The 20,893-nt window shown below is 61.2% G+C and carries 21 protein-coding genes; 9 read left to right on the forward strand and 12 right to left on the reverse strand.

Annotated features, from left to right (window positions below; translation table 11 throughout):
• Nucleotide 1: 1 nt before the first annotated feature.
• The 6 genes from metA to guaA all read right to left on the reverse strand — a co-directional run bounded on the left by metA (nt 2) and on the right by guaA (nt 6,720).
• Nucleotides 2-919, reverse strand: a complete 918-nt coding sequence (gene metA / locus ACVC7O_RS10945; RefSeq protein WP_458322170.1) for a homoserine O-acetyltransferase MetA — start codon at nt 917-919, stop codon at nt 2-4.
• Nucleotides 920-1,009: 90 nt separating this feature from the next.
• Nucleotides 1,010-1,858: an ATPase gene (locus tag ACVC7O_RS10950; RefSeq protein ID WP_458322171.1), complete on the reverse strand. Its 849-nt coding sequence runs from the start codon at nt 1,856-1,858 to the stop codon at nt 1,010-1,012.
• Nucleotides 1,859-1,919: 61 nt separating this feature from the next.
• On the reverse strand, nt 1,920-2,846 hold the full coding sequence (locus tag ACVC7O_RS10955) for a DMT family transporter (RefSeq protein WP_458322172.1): 927 nt from the start codon (nt 2,844-2,846) through the stop codon (nt 1,920-1,922).
• 106 nt (nt 2,847-2,952) lie between these two features.
• The gene (locus ACVC7O_RS10960) at nt 2,953-4,062 is read right to left on the reverse strand and encodes an OmpP1/FadL family transporter (protein WP_458322173.1); all 1,110 of its coding nucleotides are present in this window, start codon (nt 4,060-4,062) and stop codon (nt 2,953-2,955) included.
• A gap of 122 nt (nt 4,063-4,184) precedes the next feature.
• The gene (locus ACVC7O_RS10965; RefSeq protein WP_458322174.1) at nt 4,185-5,057 is read right to left on the reverse strand and encodes a DMT family transporter; all 873 of its coding nucleotides are present in this window, start codon (nt 5,055-5,057) and stop codon (nt 4,185-4,187) included.
• Between the two features lie 100 nt (nt 5,058-5,157).
• Complete coding sequence (guaA, locus tag ACVC7O_RS10970) at nt 5,158-6,720, reverse strand: glutamine-hydrolyzing GMP synthase (protein WP_458322175.1); 1,563 nt, start codon at nt 6,718-6,720, stop codon at nt 5,158-5,160.
• A gap of 186 nt (nt 6,721-6,906) precedes the next feature.
• Between guaA and ACVC7O_RS10975 the strand changes: the two genes are divergently transcribed.
• Nucleotides 6,907-8,451: a trimethylamine methyltransferase family protein gene (locus ACVC7O_RS10975; RefSeq protein WP_458322176.1), complete on the forward strand. Its 1,545-nt coding sequence runs from the start codon at nt 6,907-6,909 to the stop codon at nt 8,449-8,451.
• A 5-nt stretch (nt 8,452-8,456) separates the two neighbouring features.
• Here the strand turns inward: ACVC7O_RS10975 and ACVC7O_RS10980 are convergent, their stop codons facing one another.
• Nucleotides 8,457-8,747 (reverse strand): DUF6477 family protein, encoded by a 291-nt coding sequence (locus ACVC7O_RS10980; protein ID WP_458322177.1) that lies wholly within the window; start codon nt 8,745-8,747, stop codon nt 8,457-8,459.
• Nucleotides 8,748-9,111: 364 nt separating this feature from the next.
• Here ACVC7O_RS10980 and ACVC7O_RS10985 point away from each other — a divergent pair, with 364 nt between their 5' ends.
• The 3 genes from ACVC7O_RS10985 to ACVC7O_RS10995 all read left to right on the forward strand — a co-directional run bounded on the left by ACVC7O_RS10985 (nt 9,112) and on the right by ACVC7O_RS10995 (nt 11,751).
• Nucleotides 9,112-10,290 carry a DUF6456 domain-containing protein gene (locus ACVC7O_RS10985; protein WP_458322178.1) on the forward strand — a complete coding sequence of 393 codons (1,179 nt, stop codon included), beginning with the start codon at nt 9,112-9,114 and terminating at the stop codon, nt 10,288-10,290.
• Nucleotides 10,291-10,484: 194 nt separating this feature from the next.
• Nucleotides 10,485-11,444, forward strand: coding sequence for a lipoyl synthase (lipA, locus tag ACVC7O_RS10990; RefSeq protein ID WP_458322179.1), 960 nt, complete (start codon nt 10,485-10,487; stop codon nt 11,442-11,444).
• A gap of 127 nt (nt 11,445-11,571) precedes the next feature.
• Nucleotides 11,572-11,751 (forward strand): hypothetical protein, encoded by a 180-nt coding sequence (locus tag ACVC7O_RS10995; protein WP_458322180.1) that lies wholly within the window; start codon nt 11,572-11,574, stop codon nt 11,749-11,751.
• 10 nt (nt 11,752-11,761) lie between these two features.
• On the opposite strand, the gene hpt is transcribed toward ACVC7O_RS10995, so the two are convergent.
• Nucleotides 11,762-12,310 (reverse strand): hypoxanthine phosphoribosyltransferase, encoded by a 549-nt coding sequence (hpt, locus tag ACVC7O_RS11000; RefSeq protein ID WP_458322181.1) that lies wholly within the window; start codon nt 12,308-12,310, stop codon nt 11,762-11,764.
• 69 nt (nt 12,311-12,379) lie between these two features.
• On the opposite strand from hpt, the gene ACVC7O_RS11005 reads away from it, so the two are divergent.
• A complete protein-coding gene (locus tag ACVC7O_RS11005) occupies nt 12,380-12,835 on the forward strand; it encodes a type II toxin-antitoxin system RatA family toxin (protein WP_458322182.1) in 456 nt (151 codons plus the stop codon).
• A 1-nt stretch (nt 12,836) separates the two neighbouring features.
• Here ACVC7O_RS11005 and ACVC7O_RS11010 read toward each other — a convergent pair whose 3' ends face one another.
• From ACVC7O_RS11010 to ispD, 4 genes are read right to left on the reverse strand one after another with little or no spacing between them, the layout of a single operon-like run.
• On the reverse strand, nt 12,837-13,301 hold the full coding sequence (locus ACVC7O_RS11010) for a CinA family protein (RefSeq protein ID WP_458322183.1): 465 nt from the start codon (nt 13,299-13,301) through the stop codon (nt 12,837-12,839).
• Nucleotides 13,298-13,795 (reverse strand): phosphatidylglycerophosphatase A family protein, encoded by a 498-nt coding sequence (locus ACVC7O_RS11015; RefSeq protein ID WP_458322184.1) that lies wholly within the window; start codon nt 13,793-13,795, stop codon nt 13,298-13,300. The genes ACVC7O_RS11010 and ACVC7O_RS11015 overlap by 4 nt, the downstream gene beginning before the upstream one ends.
• Nucleotides 13,792-14,271, reverse strand: a complete 480-nt coding sequence (gene ispF, locus ACVC7O_RS11020; RefSeq protein WP_458322185.1) for a 2-C-methyl-D-erythritol 2,4-cyclodiphosphate synthase — start codon at nt 14,269-14,271, stop codon at nt 13,792-13,794. Before ispF ends, ACVC7O_RS11015 begins: the two co-directional genes overlap by 4 nt.
• Nucleotides 14,261-14,926, reverse strand: a complete 666-nt coding sequence (ispD, locus tag ACVC7O_RS11025) for a 2-C-methyl-D-erythritol 4-phosphate cytidylyltransferase (protein ID WP_458322186.1) — start codon at nt 14,924-14,926, stop codon at nt 14,261-14,263. The genes ispF and ispD overlap by 11 nt, the downstream gene beginning before the upstream one ends.
• Nucleotides 14,927-15,161: 235 nt before the next feature.
• On the opposite strand from ispD, the gene dusB reads away from it, so the two are divergent.
• From dusB to ACVC7O_RS11045, 4 genes are all read left to right on the forward strand, one after another.
• Nucleotides 15,162-16,091, forward strand: a complete 930-nt coding sequence (gene dusB, locus ACVC7O_RS11030) for a tRNA dihydrouridine synthase DusB (RefSeq protein WP_458326078.1) — start codon at nt 15,162-15,164, stop codon at nt 16,089-16,091.
• Complete coding sequence (locus ACVC7O_RS11035; protein ID WP_458322187.1) at nt 16,088-17,161, forward strand: two-component system sensor histidine kinase NtrB; 1,074 nt, start codon at nt 16,088-16,090, stop codon at nt 17,159-17,161. Before dusB ends, ACVC7O_RS11035 begins: the two co-directional genes overlap by 4 nt.
• Nucleotides 17,162-17,177: 16 nt before the next feature.
• Entirely contained in the window at nt 17,178-18,542 is a 1,365-nt protein-coding gene (locus ACVC7O_RS11040; RefSeq protein WP_458322188.1) for a response regulator, read from the forward strand.
• Between the two features lie 102 nt (nt 18,543-18,644).
• Complete coding sequence (locus ACVC7O_RS11045; RefSeq protein WP_458322189.1) at nt 18,645-20,891, forward strand: ATP-binding protein; 2,247 nt, start codon at nt 18,645-18,647, stop codon at nt 20,889-20,891.
• Nucleotides 20,892-20,893 lie beyond the last annotated feature (2 nt).

The raw sequence follows: 20,893 nt of genomic DNA on the forward strand, positions 1-20,893 counted from the left end.
CCTAACGCCCGATCGCATCGATATCGTAGGGTGTATCCTGATACACCTCTGTCAGCCAATTGCCGTAGAGCAAATGCGCATGGCTGCGCCACCGGTTCAGCGGCGCCCGGCTCGGGTCGTCCTTGGGGTAATAGTTCATCGGCACATTGATCGGCGTACCGTTGGCGATGTCGCGGTCATACTCCTGTTTGAGCGTGTCGCTGTCATATTCGAAGTGGTTGAAGATATAGAGCGCGCGGTGCGTCGCATCCTCGACAAGGCAGGGGCCCACGTCATCGCTCCCCAGCAAGGTCTTGAGACCGGGTGCCGCGTCGATCTCCTCCTGCCGCATTTCGGTCCAGCGCGAGACGGGGATCACACAGTCATCGGAGAAGCCGCGCAGATATTGCGAGGCAGGAGCGAGGTTGCGGTGGCGAAAACAGCCGAACGCCTTGGCGTCGAGCATGTGTTTCTGCACCCCGTGAAAGTGGTTGATCATCGCCATGCCGCCCCAGCACACGCCGAAGGTGGACTGCACGTTGGTCTGCGTCCAATCCATGACCTCGCGCAGCTCGTCCCAATAGGTGACATCCTCGAAAGCCAGATGCTCGATCGGCGCGCCTGTGATAATGAGACCGTCGAACTTCTCCGCCTTCACCTCTTGGAACGGACGATAGAAGCTCTCCATATGTGCGGCGGCGGTGTTCTTGGTCTGGTGCTCGGACATACGGATGAGGCTCAGCTCGATCTGCAGCGGCGTGGCACCGATCAGCCGGGCGAACTGGTTCTCCGTCTGGATCTTCTTGGGCATCAGGTTCAAGAGACCAATGCGGAGAGGGCGGATGTCCTGCCGCGCGGCCTGATCCTCGTCCATCACCATCACACCCTCGCGCGTCAGCACGTCATAGGCGGGGAGGTCGGAGGGAATCTTGATGGGCATAGGTGTCTTCCGGGGTCTGAACAGAGCAGTCAGATAGCCTCTCGGGTGCGGTGTCTCAAGGGGCGTACGCTCACAGCTCGGTGACGCATCTTACAAGTGGCTCGCGATGAGGTCGGTGAAGTCGTCCGGGCTCGTGAGCGCAGAGACCTCATCCGCCGTCACGGTTATGCCCCAGCGTGACATTGCCTCATAGCGGGGTTGCCTGTGAGCCAGCGCTCGCGCGTAGGTGAAACGCACGAAAGCATCCGGATCAACATCGACCTCGGCGCACTTGTTTTCACTCAGATATTCACCCCAGACCTGCTCCAGAAAGGCGGGCTGGTAAGCCATCGGCTTCGGAGCCCGATCAAAGCGACGGATCAACTCTTGCGTATGAGCTGCGTCGCCCTTGATCCAGATGAGCAGGCAGTGCTGCGCGAGTTCCCGCAGGATCGGGTCATCGTCATCGTCGGGATCAACCCATTCGCAGATCGACCCGCCGGTGTCGCAGATGAAATGGGGATAGCCATAGAGCGCGTCCGCCCGCTTGGCGAAATGCACGGTGTCATGCAAGGCCGAGATCTCCGCCTGCCGGAACTGTTCCTGCCGCCGCTTGTAATCTGCCATGGGGAGCCCACCCTTGGCCGGATCACCGGGCTTGCCGAGGTAGGTTGCCACGGGCGCGAGATTGTCGAAGGTGATGTTCGAGCCGATGTAGATGCTGTCGCTCATCAGCAACTCGCGCAGAAACGGCACCTTCATCGCCTCAGCCTTGGCATTGTCGGCGATGTATTCGCCCATGTAGCGGGTGCCGATGCGGTAATCGATCGAATAGTGAAACCAGTCGCCCGACCCGCGGAGCAGGTTCGACATATAGGTCTTGCCGAGCCCGGACATGCCATAGACAAGCACGGATTTGCGGGGAGCAGCGCGCCAATCGGCGGCAGAGGAATAGAGCATGAGGCGCGTCCTGACGGCAGTGATGCGCACCACTCCTAGGCACGTTTTGAGGTTGGGTCAATCAATCGGCGGGCGCGGCTTGCGTCTTCCGGAGATGGCGCCAGAGACGGCCATCCAACACGATGAGCCCCACCGCCAGGATGGCAAAGCCGAGGTATGCGTTGGGGTTCAACGTCTCATCCCGCACCAACGCGCCCAGCAGGATCGCAACCGGAGCGATGAGCAGGGTGACGAGCAGGAGGTTCCCGCTGCCCGCGCGCGCCAGCACGTAGTAGTAGAGCAGGTAGGCGCCAGCCGTGGCGATCACCGCATAGTATCCGATGGCGAGCAAGGTGACGGGGGCGAGATCGAAGCGCATTGGTCCTTCGAAGAGCAGCGCAAGCGGCAGTGTGATCGCGGTCGAGCCTGTGAGCATCCCCGCTGCCGCAACCTGTGGTGACAACCCGGCGAGCGTCTTGCGGCCCCAGACCCCGGCCAGCGCATAAGATACCGTGCCCGCAAGGATCGCCAACTGCGCCAGGGAGCGCAGATCGAAGTTGCGAAAATTTTCGAGCCCGATGGCCGTGGCGACGCCCAGAAAGCCCAGGCTGACACCGATGGTCTTTCGCAGGCTCAGGCGTTCGTCTGCAAAGAAGATCGCGGCGACGATCACCCCGAAGACGGCGGTGGCTGCGTTCAGGATCGAGGTCAGGCCTGTTTCGACGTAGATTTGCCCCCAGGCCATGAGGCCGAAGGGAATGGCATTGTTGAGAAGTCCCATGATGAGGAACGCGCCCCAGGTCGCGGCATCACGCGGCACGGGCAAGCGCATGATCCAAACCACGGCCCAGAGCACCAGCATCGCCCAGAGCGTGCGGTGCGCCACCACGGTGAGCGGCCCGATCTCGTCCAGCGCCACTCGAATCGACAGGAAAGACGCGCCCCAGATGAGGGCCAGAAGGAGAAGCGCGCTCCAGGCTTTGGGAGAGAGGGACATCTGATTGGTCATGGCCGGACCTTAGGTGGGCAGCAGGCTGTGAGCCACCCGGATCATGCGCGAAAGCCCCGCAGATCATGATCCACGGGGCTTTCGTGTGTGTTCGGAAGTCTAGAGATTAGAAGGTATAGCCGATCTTCACGCCCAAAGCGATAGCGTCGTTGTCGTTGAACTCCGCTGCCGGGTTGCCCGAAACGGCTGTCGTGGTATCTCCGATCTTCAGATAGCGAAGACCGGTGGTGATTTTCATATTTCCTTGCGTGTAGATCGCGGCAAGATTCAGGCTTTCGCCACCATCCGCCGGACCAAGGTTGGTGAACAGATTGCCTGTATTTTCCTCATAGCCGATCGAGGCTGCAACGGACCAGTTGTCTGTCAGGCGGCGCCCAATGCCGATCCTGTAGGTGATCGTATCATCGATGTAGCTCAGGAGAGGTTGATTGGTGGCGGCAACATAGCGCTCCGGCGACAGGTCAAAGTCAGACCAGTCGACCCAGCGCACGCCGCCGAACAGCAGTGTGTCTGCTGCGATCCCAGTTTGGAACTCAAGGTTGACAGATTGCGGTGTCTCAAACTCCGCAACGCTGCCTGGAAACGTCACTGCACCGTTTGCGAATGTTTCGGTGACGTCGTTGGAATGCGCAATTTCCGAACTGTAGGTAAGCGATACGCGCAAGGCGATTTCGGGTCTTTCATAGGCGATGCCCGCGACGGCGCCGACACCCCAATCGCCGTCTGCTACAACGTCATAATTGCTTACAAATCCGATCCGTGCACTTGCATCTGAGTTCTGGAACCGTGGACCACCGTAGATAGAGAACCCATTCGGCATATTGTACTGCAAAAGTGCCGTTACGGCGTAGGAATCAAACTGCGCGTTAGACCCTTGTGCGAAATAGCCGGTGCCCGCCGCATACTCGACCTCTGCCTTGAAGGGTTGGTCCAATATGACCGCATAGGACCAAGTGTCGTTCAGGTCGGCTTTATAGGCGGCACCGAAGTTGAAGTTGCTGATGCCAATGTCGCCCGAAGCTGTCCCGATGGGGCCAAGGCCAGCGTTAACATTCTCACCTCTCACGTCGGGCGAGATGTAACCAAGACTAAACTCGGCATAGCGACCCTTCTCAAAGAGCACCTCAACCGATTGCCCCGTCCGGTCCAGAGCACCTGCATGCGCGCCGCCCGCGACCAGACACATTGCCGTTACACTTGTAAGATATTTATTCATTATTATCTCCTCCCCAGAAGATGGGCCTGCGGTTGTTGACGCTTTCTTGAGCAGGCGTCGGCACCTAATCACGATTCCGCCACTGGTCAATTATTGACGCAGGGGCAAGTGTAGGTGTGACCTCACGTAAAATCAGGTTTTTGTCGGGTCTCGACCCAAATGTTCAAATAATTGCCTGCGAAAATGATCGCAGCACCGAGGAAGACAAAAACATCGAGCGGCTCGGAGTAGAGCAGCATGCCGACCACGGCGATGGCGGGCAGGCGGATAAAATCAATTGGAACGACAACGGTCGCCGGGGCGATGGCCAGGGCGTTTGTCATGCAGAAATGCGCGAGCAATCCAGCGACGCCAATCATGATCACGTAAGGAAGGCTCGCCAAATCGGGCAGCGCGATGTCGCCGTCGTATCCTGCCGCGACGAGCCCCATGACCAGTTGCATCGTCGTCAGGTAGAAGAGGATGCAGGTGATCGTCTGGCTGCGCGTGAGCCGCTTGGTGAACATGATCGTGAGTGCAAAGAAGATGGCGGACGACGCGGCGGTGATCACACCTGCGTTGATCCCGGCCATGTCCGGGCGCGCCACCACCAGGATGCCGATAAACCCCAGAATCGCTGCGAGCCCCCGTACGGCCGTGAGCCGTTCACCCAGGATGAGCGGCGACAGCACGATCACCCAGAGTGGTGAGGTGAATTCCAGCGCGAAGACCTGTGCGAGCGGGATCACGGTCACGGCGTAAAACCACAGGTTCTGGCCGGTGAAATGCGCGAGGTTGCGGACCACATGGGTCCCAAGGCTCTGGCGATTGATCTCGCGCCAGGTGCCGGTCAGCCCGGCCAGAAACACGACCACCACAACGCCGATCAGGCTGCGGTACATCATGATTTCGAAGGTGTCGAGCTGGGCCGCCGCCTCGCGGCCCGCAACGGCCATGGTGGAGAAAGACGCGATGGCACCGCTCATCCAGAGCGCGGCCTTGAGAATGGGGGACATGGGAGAAACCTTGATGCAGACGGTACACAACGGGCGAGGTCAGGGCTGGTGTTTGAGCCCCGGCAGTCGCCATAGTCGCAGACATGTCCGCATCATCGGATCATTCCCATTCAATCGTGCCCGGTGGCTTCGACGTGATGTCATAGGTGACGCGATTGATCCCCGGAACCTCGTTGATGATCCGCGTCGCCGTCTCACCGAGAAACTCGTGACTAAAGGGGTAGTAGTCTGCGGTCATCCCGTCAACCGATGTGACAGCGCGCAGGGCGCAGGCATAGTCATAGGTGCGATAGTCACCCATCACCCCCACGGTGCGCACGGGCAGGATGGCCACAAAGGCCTGCCAGATTTCATCATAGAGCCCGTGCTTGCGAATCTGGTCGATATAGACGGCGTCGGCTTCGCGAAGAATGTCGAGTTTTTCGCGGGTGATTTCGCCCGGGCAACGGATCGCGAGGCCGGGGCCGGGGAAGGGGTGCCGCCCGATGAAGCTCGGGGGTAGGCCAAGTTCGCGGCCTAACGCACGGACTTCATCCTTGAAGAGCTCGCGCAGCGGCTCGACCAGCTGCATGTTCATACGTTCGGGCAGGCCGCCCACATTGTGGTGCGATTTGATCGTGACAGACGGGCCGCCGGAGAAAGACACCGATTCGATCACATCCGGGTAGAGCGTGCCTTGGGCGAGGAAGTCCGCGCCGCCCATCTCCTTGGCGTGTTTCTCGAAGACGTCGATGAAGAGGCCGCCGATGATCTTGCGCTTGGTTTCCGGGTCGGAGACGCCTTCCAGCTTGCCGAGAAACAGCTCGGTTTCGTCGGCGTGGATCAGCGGCAGATTGTAGTGTTCGCGGAACATGCCCACGACCTGTTCGCTCTCATCTTTGCGCATCAACCCATGGTCCACATAGACGCAGGTGAGCTGGTCGCCGACGGCCTCGTGGATCAGCACAGCGGCCACCGAGCTGTCGACACCGCCCGAAAGCGCGCAAACCACCTTGCCGTCGCCCACCTGGTCGCGAATGCGCTTGATCGCTTCTTCACGGTAGGCGCCCATGGTCCAGTCGCCGGTAAAACCTGCAAGGCGGACGAAGTTTTCGTAGAGTTTCGCGCCGTTTGGCGTGTGATGCACTTCGGGGTGAAACTGCACCGCATAGAAGTCACGGTCCGTGTCGGCGGTGATGGCAAATGGTGCGTTGGGCGAGGTGCCATAGACCTCGAAGCCGGGCGCGATCTCACTCACATGATCGCCGTGGCTCATCCAAACCTGTTCGCGATCCGCCTCGAACCAGCCTTGCAGCAGCGCGAGCTTGCGTGCATCTGGCGTCACATAGGCGCGCCCGAATTCGGCGGTGCCATGCCCGCGTTCCACCTTGCCGCCCAGGCAGTGCATCATCACCTGCTGGCCATAGCAAATGCCCAGGATCGGCACGCCGAGGGCGAAGACGGATTTCGGTGGCATCGGCGCGCCATCTGCGAAAACCGACGCGGGACCGCCCGAGAAAATCACCGCTTTGGGTGCGAACTCCGCCAGAAACGCGTCATCGACCAGGTTGAACGGATGGATCTCGCAGTAGACGTTCAACTCGCGCAACCGCCGCGCAATCAATTGCGTCACCTGGCTACCGAAATCGATGATGAGGAGGCGGTCGTGGTCGGATGTGCTCATAAAGGCTGATTAGGCGCGTGCGGCGAAAGTGGCAAGGGGCCGAATGGCGCGCCGCATCGCACAGGCCTATTATAAAGGCGGTCGCGCCCGTCATGTCGCTTTTTTCCCTGCAAGGCCGCTATACGGAAGAGAGCATGGATCGGAATCCTGTAGCACCGTCGCAAGCGAGAGATCGGGAGTATGAGAATGGCCGAAGCAGCAGAGCGCAGACGGGGTCGGGGCGGCGGTGGCGCGGCCCGCAGGGCGGCGCGCAGCGCGGTGTCCTTCGAAACGGCGCGCTACATCGAGCGCAATATTCCCAATTTCGAAGTGCTGAACGACGAAGCGCTCGAAATCATCGAGACCAATGCCGAAACGGTGCTGGAAGAAATCGGTGTGAACTTCGTGGAAAATCCGGCAGCGCTGCAACGGTGGCGTGACGCTGGCGCGGAGGTGGACGGCGAGCGTGTGCGTATCCCCCGCGGGATGGCGCGCAAGCTCTGCGAAACCGCACCCTCCAGCTATATCCAGCACGCCCGCAACCCCCAGCGCAATGTGGAGGTCGGCGGCAAGAACCTCGTGCTTGCGCCGGTCTATGGTCCGCCCTTCGTGCGCGACGCCGTGGGTGGCCGCCGCTATGCCACGATGGAGGATTTCCGCAAGTTCGTGAAGCTGGGCTATATGTCGAAATGGCTACACCATTCCGGCGGTACGGTGTGTGAGCCAACAGACGTCCCGGTGAACAAGCGCCATCTGGACATGTTGCACGCGCATATGACGCTCAGCGACAAGCCCTTCATGGGCTCCGTGACCGAGCCAAGCCGGGCGCAGGACAGTGTGGACATGTGCGAGATCCTGTTTGGCAAGGAGTTCGTGCAGGACAACACGGTGATGACCTCGCTGATCAACATCAATTCGCCGATGACCTTCGACGATGTGATGATGGGTGCGCTGGAGGTTTACGCCAAGAACAACCAGGCCTGTATCATCTCGCCCTTCATCGTGGGTGGGGCCATGGCGCCCGTGTCGGTTGCGGGCACGCTCACCCAAGTTCTGGCCGAGGTTTTGGCGGGCATTGCCTACAGCCAGCTCATTCGGCCTGGGGCACCGGTCATCATGGGGGCTTTCGTCACGTCGATCGATATGAATTCTGGCGCGCCCACTTTCGGCACCCCGGAAGCCGCGCATATCACCTATGGGGCCGGGCAGTTGGCCCGTCGTTTGGGGTTGCCCTACCGATCCGCAGGCTCGTTCTGTGGCTCGAAGCTGCCGGATGCACAGGCGGCCTATGAGACCTCGAACAGCCTCAACATGGGTCTGCTTGCGGGCGTCAATTTCATGCTGCACGCCTGCGGCTGGCTGGAAGGCGGGCTGGTGTCGTCGTTCGAGAAGTTCGTGATGGATGCCGACCAGCTTGGCACATTGCATCATCTGGCTCAGGGCGTCTCGGTGGACGAGAACGCCCAGGCGATGGACGCGATCCGCGAAGTGGGTCCGGGCGGGCACTACCTGGGGTGCGCCCATACGCAGCAGAATTTCAAATCAGCCTTCTGGAAGTCCGATCTGCTTGATTACAAGCCCTGTGAGACCTGGGAGGACGAGGGCGCACGCGACACACAAACTCTTGCCAGTCTGCGTGTCGAAAAGATGCTTGGCGACTATCAGCAGCCGTCTCTTGATCCGGCGATCAATGAGGCCCTTGCCGACTTCATTGCGCAGAAGAAGGCGGAAGAGCCCGACAGCTTTATGTAAGCGGATCAGACGGCCTGCGACGCGCGCAGCACCCGCGCTTCGCCCAGCATGGCAATCAGAACATCCACGTGACGGATCAGGCTATAGCTTGTATCCCCGCTGGTCCGTTGCGTGTTCAGGTCGGCCTCGAGCTCGATCAGCTTGAAGAGTGCGGCGCCATGGCGGGGCAGAACGCCATATCCCAGCAGACGCGGCAGGTGGACCGCACGTCGGTAATCTTCCGCCCCTATCCGCGCCGCGCGCATCAGGAGTGGTGGCCGACGGATCGCGTGCAGCATCGAGATCAGGTCTTGCATTTTCTATTCCTTTGTACCGATTTCCCCGTGAGCTTTTGTGCCCAGCTAAGGCGATACTACACGGGGAAACCGGGCGTTGCGCTGGCCGGCCGTTTCACGCTCGGGGTGGTTAGGGAGTTGTTAAGACTCAGATGACACGCGACTTTCCCGGATCGGCTCGGAATTCTCTGGCACGTGGCGATCCCCAAGATTGCCCGTTGCGCAGCGCCGTACTGTGCCGTTCGGAGGTGTAAATACTGTTTATGATTTAGAGACAATAATCCTTAAATCAGAAACTGTTAACGAACGGGTAACCAATTCATCTTTAGGTTGTGCTATAAATTGTGGCACAACTAAGGCACGTCATGACACTGGACCAGACCCCATGAAAGAGCTCGAGTTATCGCCGTCCCGAGCCTGTGATGGCGCTGAATCCGGCCTTCCAGACTGGGTGCCCGCGGCGGCGCAGATGTATCTCGCGCATACCGAAGCGGGTCTGCCCATCCGGGCGCTCGCACGCGCCGCAGGATGCCATGCGTCGACCATATTGCGTCAGATCCGGCGGGTTGAGACGCGACGTGACGATCCACTTGTTGATGCGGCGCTCAAATCGCTGGGTGCCGCGCATTTTGTTCCCCGTTCGGAGGCAGGACATGCCAACCAGAAGGACCTATCGCGCATGAGCTTCCAAGACCGTATCTCGGCTCCGACATCCGCCGCAGACCAGCCGCCCAGCGAAGCCACCTTGATGGCGGAGGGCGCGCGCGTATTGCGCCGTCTTTGTGAAACCGGGGCCGTTCTGGCCGTTGCTGCAGAGATGGAGAAGGCTGTGATCGTCCGCGATGGGGCAGGCGGGCAGGCGACACGCACGGGTGTCGTGTCGCGCCAGATCGCGGAAGCCATGGCGCTGAAAGACTGGATCTCGGCGCAGACCACTGGAAAAATCACACGCTACACTATTACGCCCGCCGGGCGCACCGCGTTGGAATCGATGCTAGACGAAGAGGGCTGCACCACTGTGGGCGGCTTTGCCGACGCTCAGGCAGACTTTGCGGGCCAGCACCGTGTTTGGGGGGAGAAAACGCTGCCCGATACGGACACGGGTCGTCCGCGCCGCATGCGATACAACCTCGCGGAGAGCCCGCTCACCGCACTGGCGCGCCGTCGTGACAAGAATGGCGAGCCCTTCCTGACCGATGAGTTGGTGACTGTCGGCGAGCGGTTGCGCGAGGACTTTGAGCTTGCGCAGATGGGCCCGCGTGTTGCGCAGAACTGGGACCGCTTCCTGACATCTGGCGGGCGCGGCAGCTTCATACCGGACAGCGGCGTGGGTGACGGCCCGTCGAACGCGCGCAAGCGGGTGGCTGATGCGCTCTCCGATCTGGGGCCCGGGCTGTCAGATGTGGCCCTGCGGTGCTGCTGCTATCTCGAAGGGCTGGAAACGGCTGAGAAAAAACTCGGCTGGTCGGCGCGCTCGGGAAAGATCGTGCTGCGAATCGCGCTGATGCGGCTCAAGAGGCACTACGACGAAACGGTGGGCCCGGGCGGTCCGCTCATTGGCTGAAGAATAACAAGGCAGGCAATCGAGACCTCGGACGGGGCGTGTCATACTGGCGCGCCCCGTTTTGGTCTTGCATATCAGGGGGATCTGCCATGCGCGGGGCGACGAGCGGGCCGGTTGAACCTTAACCGCCGGATCGTCTACAAAGAGACAACCGGCGGTGTGCATCACAACCGCCCTGTGAAGGAGCATGGTTCATGGCCCCGCGCGATCTCAAGATACCTGCACAGCGGCACCCCGAGAAGGCGCGCCGCCCCGACAATCCGCAGCCGAAAAAGCCGGACTGGATTCGCGTGAAGGCACCGGGCGGGCAGGGCTATGCGGACACCGCGCGTATCATGCGCGACAATAATCTTGTCACGGTCTGCGAAGAGGCCGGCTGCCCGAACGTTGGCGAATGCTGGAGCCAGGGCCACGCCACGATGATGATCATGGGCGAGGTTTGCACGCGGGCCTGTACTTTCTGCAACATCGCCACAGGCAAGCCGCCTGAGGCGCTCGATGCCTTTGAGCCCGGGCGCGTGGCCCATGCAGTGGAAAAGCTCGGTCTCAACCACGTGGTGATCACATCCGTGGACCGTGATGATGTGGAAGATGGCGGTGCGGATCATTTCGCACAGACCATCCGCGCTATTCGACATCGCAGCCCGGAGACCACCATCGAAATCCTGACCCCGGACTTCATCAAATGCGGCCCGGAGGCGCTCGAAGTCGTGGTCGAGGCGCGACCCGACGTCTTCAACCATAACCTCGAAACCGTGCCCGGGCTTTACCCCGAAGTGCGGCCCGGCGCGCGTTACTTCCATTCGCTGCGACTGTTGCAGCGGGTCAAGGAACTGGATCCCGGCATGTTCACGAAGTCCGGCATCATGGTGGGCCTCGGCGAAGACAAGCAGGCGGTGATGCAGGTGATGGAAGACATGCGCGCCGCCGATATCGACTTTCTGACTATCGGCCAGTACCTGCAGCCCACACCCAAGCATCACCGGGTGGACCGCTTCGTGCACCCCGATGAGTTCGCCGCCTACGAGAAGGCGGCTTACGGCAAAGGCTTCCTGATGGTCTCTGCCACACCGCTAACCCGATCATCGTATCACGCGGGGGACGACTTCGCGCGGTTGCGCGCGGCCCGGAACCAGAAGCTCGGGATCGCCTGACACAACGTGACGTTGCGTAATCGGGGGAAATTGCCCGCAGCATTCCCGTGACAATTATTGTGATAATTGGGTAGGTCGTGCGGGTAATTCAAAGCACCACACATCCTCTCTTTCTAAGGCAGATCCGATGACCGATATTCACTGGGCCATTCTTGCCCTGCGCGACATCAATTGTGCGCTGGACCGCCAGCGGTATGATGTAGCGTCTCACCACATTGATGATGCGATTTTTGCGATTATGGCGCGCGATGCGCAGGACGCTGTCGGGCGCCCGCGCAGTGTAACTGCGAGCCGCGCGAAACCCTGAGACTTGGCGCTTAGCCCGCGCTGTCAGTGAACCGCACTTTGCCGATGAAGGGCAGGTTGCGGTTGCGCTGCGCAAAGTCAATTCCATAACCCACGACGAATTCGTCCGGAATCTCAAAGCCGGTCCAATCGGCCTTGAAGTCGACCTCGCGTCGGCTGGGCTTGTCGAGCAGGGCGATGGATTTCAATCGCGCGGGCAGGCGGCTGGTGAGCAGGTGCGTCACGTGGTTCAGCGTGTGTCCAGTATCGACGATGTCTTCGACGACGAGCACATCGCGGCCCTCGATGGCGCCCCGCAAATCCTTCAGAATCCGCACTTCGCGGGTGCTCTCCATGCCGTCGCCATAGCTTGAGGCCTCGAGGAAATCGACTTCGATGGGCAGGTCGAGCTCGCGCACCAGATCGGCGATGAACACGAAGCTGCCCCGCAGCAGCCCGACAACCACCAGTTTGTCGGTGTCCTCGAACTCGTCGTGAATGTCGCGGCACAGCGCCTCGATCCGCGCAGCAATGGCTTTAGCCGAGATTAACTCATCTATGACATAAGGACGCGCGGACATGAGTTAGACCTTGATCTTGGGTTGAGGAGACAGCACATGGATGGCTAACCTTCACAACCTGACAAATCAATGCCGACCCACGCCGAAACTCGAACGCTGCCTTACAGCGCCCAACAGATGTATGACCTCGTGGCCGATGTGGACAGTTATCCGAAGTTTCTTCCCTGGTGTTCTGCGGCGCGGATCAAGTCAGTGACACCACAAGGCAACACCGAGGTGATGGAGGCCGATTTGATCATCAGCTTCAAGGTCTTCCGCGAACGCTTCACCAGCCGCGTGGTACTGATGCCGGATGACAAGAAGATCGACAGCGAGTATTTGGATGGCCCGTTTCGCTACATGAAATCGAACTGGGGCTTTCGCGACATCGATGGTGGGTGCGAAGTGAGTTTCTTCGTGGATTTCGCCTTTCGCAACATGATCCTTCAGCGGCTGATCGGCGTTGTGTTCAATGATGCAATGCTGCGGATCGTGCGGGCTTTTGAAAGCCGGGCGGAAGAGCTCTACGGCGTTCCTCAGGCCTGACTTAGAGATTGGCCTTCAGCAAACGGAGCGCGTGATCCCGCGCCGCAGCGCGGACCTTTGCGCGGCCCAACGCGCCGAACTCGACCGTTTCCGTGCTTACCTGCGCACCGGTGCTGAGGCCAAAGCACACGCGACCTTCCGGCTTGAACTCCGACCCACCGGGCCCGGCGATACCGGTCACCGACACGGCGACATCCGCTGTGGCAGCCGACAGCGCGCCGCGCACCATCTCCTCGGCAACCCGCTCCGAGACAGCACCATGCGCCTCGAGCGTCGCCGCCTGCACACCCAGCATCTCGACCTTCGCCGCGTTGGAATAAGTCACGAAACCGCGTTCAAAGATGTCAGACGATCCCGCCACATCCGTGAGGGCGGCGGTGATCATCCCGCCTGTGCAGCTTTCCGCTGCCGTGACGGTCTTGCCCGCAGCCTTCGCCAGCGCGACGATTTCTTCCGCAAGTCTCACATCAGCACCCCGTGATAGAGACCCGCGAGGAGCAGCACGCCAATGGCGGCAAAAACGCCCGCGATCACATCGTCCAGCATGACCCCGAGCGCATCGCCGCGCCGGTCAGCCCAACCGACGGGCCCGGGTTTCAGAATGTCGAACAGCCGGAACAGCACGAAGGCCGCGATCCAGCCGGGCCAGAGCGCGAGGATATCGATCCCCATCGACCACGCCGGATAAGAGAGCGGCAGGATCGCGATCCATTGGCCGACGACCTCATCGACGATGATCTCGGACGGATCATGGTCGTCGCTGTCCCTGGTCATGACGCCAGTGGCCCATAGACCCTTGATGAACCCCGCGAGGATCGCGAGCAGCAGGAGCGGAAAGCCCCCCAAGACATGCAGCAACCACCCCCAAGGCAGGGCGACAACAGAGCCCCATGTGCCAGGCGCCGGGCGGATATAGCCCACGCCAAAGACCGTCCCTATGAGCCGCGCCACAACGGTCATGGCTTGATCAACGCCGCTGTCGCGAGGCAGGCGATGCCTTCGCCGCGCCCGGTAAATCCCAGCCGTTCAGATGTGGTGGCCTTGACCGAAATACGGTCCACGTCGAGGCCGGTGATCTGCGCCACCTCCTGCCGCATCGCTGCTGCATGTGGGCCGATCTTGGGAAACTCGCAGATGATCGTGCAGTCGATGTTCGACAACGCGAACCCCATCTCGCGCGCCAGATCGACCGCATGTCTCAAAAAGACATGGCTCGCGGCTCCCTTCCACTGGGGATCGCTCGGTGGGAAGTGCTGGCCGATGTCGCCTTGGGCCAGCGCGCCGTAAATCGCGTCGGTGACGGTGTGTAGCGCCACGTCCGCATCCGAATGCCCGACGAGACCCTGCTCATGCGGGATAGTCACACCGCACAGCACAACGTGATCGCCCGGTCCAAACGCGTGTACGTCAAACCCATTGCCCAATCTAATGTCCATGACGCTCTCTCAGAATGCGGTCTGCGCGGATGAAATCCTCCGGCAGCGTGATTTTAAGATTGTCTTCGCTTCCCGGCGTGATGGCAACGCGCAAGCCCGCGCGGCGGGCCAGTTCGACGTCATCGGCAGCGCCATCAGGGTGAGCGCGGTGTGCACGCAGAATCTCTGTGAGATGAAAGCCCTGAGGCGTTTGCGCCCGGTAGAGCCCATCGCGCGAGACCAGGCCCGCAACGTGCTCCTCTTCTCCACGCCACAACGCATCGACCACAGGCACCGCTGGCGCCGCAGCAGGCCCGGTCTGCAAAGCCGCGATGACACCGTCAATCACGGCACGCGACACACAGGGCCGCGCCGCATCGTGAATGAGGACGAGATCAGCATCGCCTTCCAGCACTTCAAGACCGGCCAGCACCGAGGCGCTGCGCGTCGCGCCACCGGCGACAACATCTGCCGCGGGCTCCTGCGGCCAAAGATCCGTGCCGATATCATCGGGGTGCAGCACCAGAACAAGACGGCCAATGTCGGGATGCTCAGCAAAGGCCTGCATGGCGAAATAGGTGCTGCAGGCCCCTCTCAGCGGCTGCCATTGTTTGGGCTGATCGCCACCCGCGCGCAGACCACGACCGGCCGCGACAATGACGGCTGCAATCTTCATCTGACGTGATCCGCTCTCATGCCGTGCTATCTATGGGTTTGCGGGGGTGGAGGCAATCTGCCCTGCGATATGCTCAAAAAATGGGCATTCTCTCCGTGTCCGCAAAGCCTGAGGCCCTTGGAATATTGAGGGAAACCATCGCAATTGATAGAGCCGTTAGCAGTGCCTAAGGATTAAGCATTTGACGCCCATTGCCTTCCCGTTCGATTTGAGCCCCCCGGTGCTGCTCGCTCCCATGGCTGGAATCACCGATTTGCCGTTCCGCACCTTGGTGGCTTCCTTCGGTGCGGGGCTGGTCGTCTCCGAGATGGTCGCCAGCCACGATATGCTGAATGCGCGCCCCGGCAGCCGGGAAAAAGCCGAGCTCGGGCTCGGTCATGTGGGCACCGCCGTACAGCTCGCCGGGCGCGAGGCCGCACCCATGGCGGAGGCCGCGCGCATGGTCGAAGGGCAGGGCGCACATGTGATCGATATCAACATGGGCTGCCCCGCGAAGAAGGTCACGCAAGGCTATTCGGGATCTGCGCTCATGCGCACGCCGGATCATGCTTTGACGCTGATCGAGGCGGTGGTGCGGGCGGTCGATATCCCGGTCACGCTGAAAACACGGCTCGGCTGGGATGACCAGATGCGCAACGCGCCCGAGATCGCGCGCCGCGCCGAAGCCGCGGGTATACAGCTGATCACCATACACGGGCGTACGCGCTGTCAGTTCTACAAGGGCGCGGCCGATTGGGTGGCGATCCGCGAGGTGAAGGAGGCGGTGTCCATACCCGTGATTGCCAATGGTGATATCGTTGATGCAACGACCGCGCGACAAGCGCTCGCCCAGTCCACGGCCGATGGGCTGATGGTCGGCCGTGGTGCGCGTGGGCGGCCCTGGATCCTCGCGCAGATCGCGCATGAGCTTTTTGGCACGCCGCGCCCGGACATCCCCACAGGGCGGGGCTTTGCCGACATGGTGGCCAATCACTACGAGGCGATGATCCTATTTTACGGACGCGAGTTGGGGCTGCGGGTGGCCCGCAAACACCTTGGGTGGTTCATGGACACCTGCGCGACGCCGGACGGGCTGCGCCGCGCGGTTCTCACTGCAGGCGATGTCGAAACCACCCTGCAGCTCATCGCAGATGCCTGTCATGCTGACGATCCGGTGGCTGCATGACGTCGGATCGCGCCCTCTGGTCCAGCTTACCGGTGCCGACGCTGATCATCGGGCCGGATGACTGCATTGTCGATATCAACTCCGCCGCCGAGGGGTTTCTGAACGTCTCCTCCAAGACCGTGCGCGCCATGCCGGTCTGGGACCAGATCGCGGTGAACGACCCGCTGGAGGCGGCGTTCGAGCGGGCCCGTGAAAGCAGCACGCCACTTTTCGTGAATGACGTCGACGTCGGCAGCGGCGAACGCGCGCCCATGCAATCCGACCTGCAGGTGGCGCCGTTGGTCGGGCACCCAGGCCATATGATCCTGATGATCTCTCCGCGCGAGCTTGCAGGCCGGATGACACAGAATCACTCGGTGAAATCTGCAGCCAAATCGGCAATCGGAATGGCGGAAATGCTGGCCCATGAAATCAAGAACCCCTTGGCGGGCATCACCGGGGCGGCTCAACTTCTTAGCATGAACCTCAAGACGGAAGACCTTGAATTAACGGACCTTATTGTCGAAGAAAGCCGCCGGATCGTAAAACTTCTGGGGCAGGTCGAGCAGTTCGGCAACCTGTCCTCGCCGGATTTTCAGCCTGTCAACGTGCACGATGTGCTCGATCGGGCGCGCCGCTCGGCGCTGTTGGGCTTTGGCGCGCATATGAAGATCGTCGAGGATTATGACCCGTCCCTGCCGCTGGCCCACGGCGACCCTGATCAACTACTGCAGGTGGTGCTCAACCTTCTGAAGAACGCTGCCGAAGCGTCGGGCAAGACCAAAGGCACAATCCGGCTGCACAGCTACTACGAGCATTCGTTCCGATTACGCCGCGCCGATGGATCGGGCCAGTCGCTGCCCCTGCAGGTCGAGATCATTGATGATGGCCCCGGCCTGCCGGAGGCGATCAAGGGTGATGTGTTCGACCCCTTCGTGTCGGGGCGAGAGAATGGCACCGGCCTCGGCCTCGCCCTGGTGAGCAAGATTATTTCCGATCACAGCGGTTGGATTTCGGTGACCTCAGTCCCCGGAAAAACCGTGTTTCGTATTTCACTGCCGCGCGCACCCAAAGCCGCGCAGCAGGCATAAAGAGGAGAGCTGACAGATGGATGGCACAATACTTGTTGCTGATGACGACAGAACAATCCGCACCGTTTTGACACAGGCGCTGACCCGCGCCGGGTGCAAGGTGCATGCCACCTCCAGCCTGACCACGCTGATGCGCTGGGTCGCCGAAGGCAAAGGTGACGTGGTCATCTCTGACGTGATGATGCCCGACGGCAATGGCCTCGAAATGCTGCCCAAGATCGCCGAGGATCGGCCTGGCCTGCCGGTGATCGTGATCTCGGCACAGAATACCATCATGACGGCAATCAAGGCAGCTGAGGCAGAAGCCTATGACTATCTGCCGAAGCCCTTCGACCTGCCGGATCTGATGAAGCGTACTGCACGGGCTTTGGAGACCCGCCCGCAGAACCGGCGCGTCGAGAGTGATGTCGAAGCGCGCCCCGATGATTTGCCGCTGGTGGGACGGACGGCGGTGATGCAGGCACTCTACCGCGTTGTCGCGCGGGTGATGAACACCGATTTGCCGGTGCTCATCTGGGGTGAGTCCGGCACGGGTAAATCGCTGATTGCCCGCGCGATTCATGACTTCTCCGACCGGCGCAACCTGCCGTTCATCACCGCGTCGTCTGAAGATCTGCAAGACCTGGAAGGCCCCGCGCGGCTTTTGGCGCGCGTGAAGGGCGGCACCTTGCTTGTTGAAGAGGTCTCTGACCTGCCGGCGGAATTGCAAGCACGCCTCGTGCATATGATGGACACGCCGGGCGAGTATTCACCGCGTTTTCTCGCCACCAGTCAGACAGACCTCAACGCCGACATGGAAGCGGGGCAGATGCGCAAGGATCTCTACTATCGGCTGAGTGGTGCTACACTCAGCGTGCCTGCGCTGCGTGAGCGGGTGGACGACATCCCCATCCTCGCCGCGCATTTCCTCTCTAAGGCCGAAGCCGCCGGTGCCGCGCCACGGCAGCTTTCACGCGAGGCGAGCGACATTTTCCGCAACTATTCGTGGCCCGGTAACGTGCGTCAGCTTGAGAACGCGATCCGCCGCCTTGGCCTGACCAGCCGTGCAGCAGAGATCACCGCGAGTGAGGTCGAACAGGTATTGGGCGCGCAGCCTGACCTGGAACCCATGCGCGCAGCTGGCAACACCGAAAAGCTGGGCGCCTCCGTCGAACGCCATCTGCGGCGGTACTTCGATCTGCACGGTAACATGCTGCCGCCCGCCGGGCTCTATGCCCGCATTTTGCGGGAAGTCGAGGCGCCGCTCATCGAGATTTCACTGGAAGCGACCGGCGGAAATCAGGCGAAATGCGCCGATTTGCTCGGAATCAACCGCAATACGCTCAGAAAGAAGATCACCGACCTCGATATAGAGGTGACACGGCGCCGCAAATTGATGTAAAACTGCCACATAACGCGTGGCCATTGGGGGACACCCCCGATCAGGACCACAAGATAAGGCGGTACGGCGCTCCATGCGCCACATCATGAGTGAGGGCATCGGGTGAACCCCCGTGTAGAAAGGTCACTATGGCTGCGGCTGGGGCGTTTGCGCCGCATCCGGCGCATTCGCAATTTTGCGACGCTGGGTCTGGTGGCTCTGGGCCCGGTTCTGGCGCTGTCGACCTATCTGGTGCTTGGTCCGCTGGCGCAGGCGGGCAACACGCTGGGGTTGCGCCTCATTCTGCTCGCCGACCTGGTCTACATCCTCGTCGTAGCGGCCCTGGTGCTGGCGCAGGTTGGCCGCCTGATCGCGGCCCGGCGGGCGAAGTCCGCAGGCTCCCGACTGCACCTGCGGCTGACGGGTGTGTTCGCCTTGCTCGCGCTCATTCCAACGGTGACGGTGGCGATCTTCGCCGGGCTGACAGTGAACGTCGGCCTCGAGGGGTGGTTTTCGGACCGCGTGCAGGAAGTGGTCGGCAGTTCACTCGCCGCAGCGGAAGCCTATGAAGCCGAGCAGCGGCTTGATCTGGCAGAAGACGCGCTGGCCCTCGCGCGCAGCCTCGATGAGGCCCGCCGCTCTGGCACGACTGTCTCGGACAGCGAGCTTTTGGGAGAGCGACAACGGCAGATCCAGCGCGGGCTGCGAGAGGCCTATCTGATTGACGGCACACGCGAGATCCGCGCCCGCGGGGATCGGTCCTATCTTTTCGACTTCGAACCGCCGTCCGAGGCCGAGATGCGCCAGGCCGACGAGATGGATGTGGTCGTCATCGAAGACTGGGACAACAACGAGTTCCGCGCGCTTGTGCGCCTGTCGGCCTTCGTGGATCGGTTTCTGTACATCAGCCGCGATGTGGACGGCGAGATCCTCTCGCTGCTGGATGAAACCAAGGAAACGGTGCTGCTCTACCAGCAGCTCGAGAGCGAGCGTGGCCAACTTCTCTTCGATTTTGTGCTCCTTTATCTGGCGTTTGCGCTGATCCTGATCCTCGCCGCAATCTGGCTCGGGTTGTGGTTTGCCGAACGCCTGTCCGGACCCGTTGGACGTCTGACCGGGGCGGCCCAGCAGGTGGGCGCCGGAGATCTCGACGTGCAAGTGCGCGAAGAGGAGGGTGACGACGAGATCGCGATGCTTGGCCGGTATTTCAATCAGATGACGCGCCAGCTCAAGGCACAGCGCGAGACACTGGTTGAAAACACCGAACAGATTGAACGTCGTCGCCGCCTGTTCGACTCCGTATTGAGTTCGGTCACCTCGGGCGTCGTAGGCCTCGACCCGCGCGGGCGGGTGACCTTCGTCAACCGTGCCGCAGAGCGGTTGCTTGACTGGCAGGGCGGGCAGGAGTTTCTGGCGCTGGAAGTGGTGATCCCCGAATTTGGCCCGCTGTTCCAGACCATCGTGAAATCCCGCAACGAAGTGGCGCAGGGTGAAGTGAAGGTCTCTCGTCAACGCAGGCAGGAAAACCTTCTCGTGCGCATGGCGACCCGTCGGGCGCAGGACGGCACGCTTGAAGGTTACGTGGTGGCCTTCGACGATGTAACCGATCTGGTCAGTGCGCAGCGCATGGCCGCCTGGGGCGACGTGGCCCGGCGCATTGCCCATGAAATCAAGAACCCCCTGACGCCGATCCAGCTCTCCGCGGAACGGATCAAGCGCAAGTTCTCACCACGCGTCGGAGAGGACAGCGAAGCGCTGGACCAGATGACCGACGTGATCGTGCGCCAAACGACCGATCTGCGACGCATCGTGGACGAATTCTCGAAGTTCGCGCGCATGCCAGAACCGGAGCGCAAGCCCATCGATCTCAATGCGCTGGTGCGAGACGCCGTTTTCTTGCAGCAGACCGGCCAACCCGGCGTCAAGATCGACGTCGATCTGCCAGAGGCGGTTGTGACCGCTGATCTTGATGCGACGATGATCAGTCAAGCGCTGACAAACGTCATCAAGAACGCCGGAGAAGGCATTGAAGCGCTTTCCAAAAAAGGGGCGCCCGACGATCACCTGCCACGGATTCGCGTTGCCCTGAAGACCGAAGACGGGCGCGCGATCATTACGGTGGCTGATAACGGCACTGGCTTTCCGGAAGACCGGGCGCGGCTCTTTGAGCCTTATGTCACCACGCGCAGCGAAGGTACCGGTCTTGGCTTGCCGATCGTGAAAAAGATTGTCGAGGAACATGGCGGCAGCCTGTCTCTCGAAGACGCGCCGGTTTTTGACGGCCAGACCCATTTTGGCGCCATGGTGGTGATCACACTGCCCTGCATGGCTGGCGCCACGACTCCATCTCCCGAGCAGGAAGGACTTTGACC

Source organism: Roseobacter cerffii, assembly GCF_054226325.1.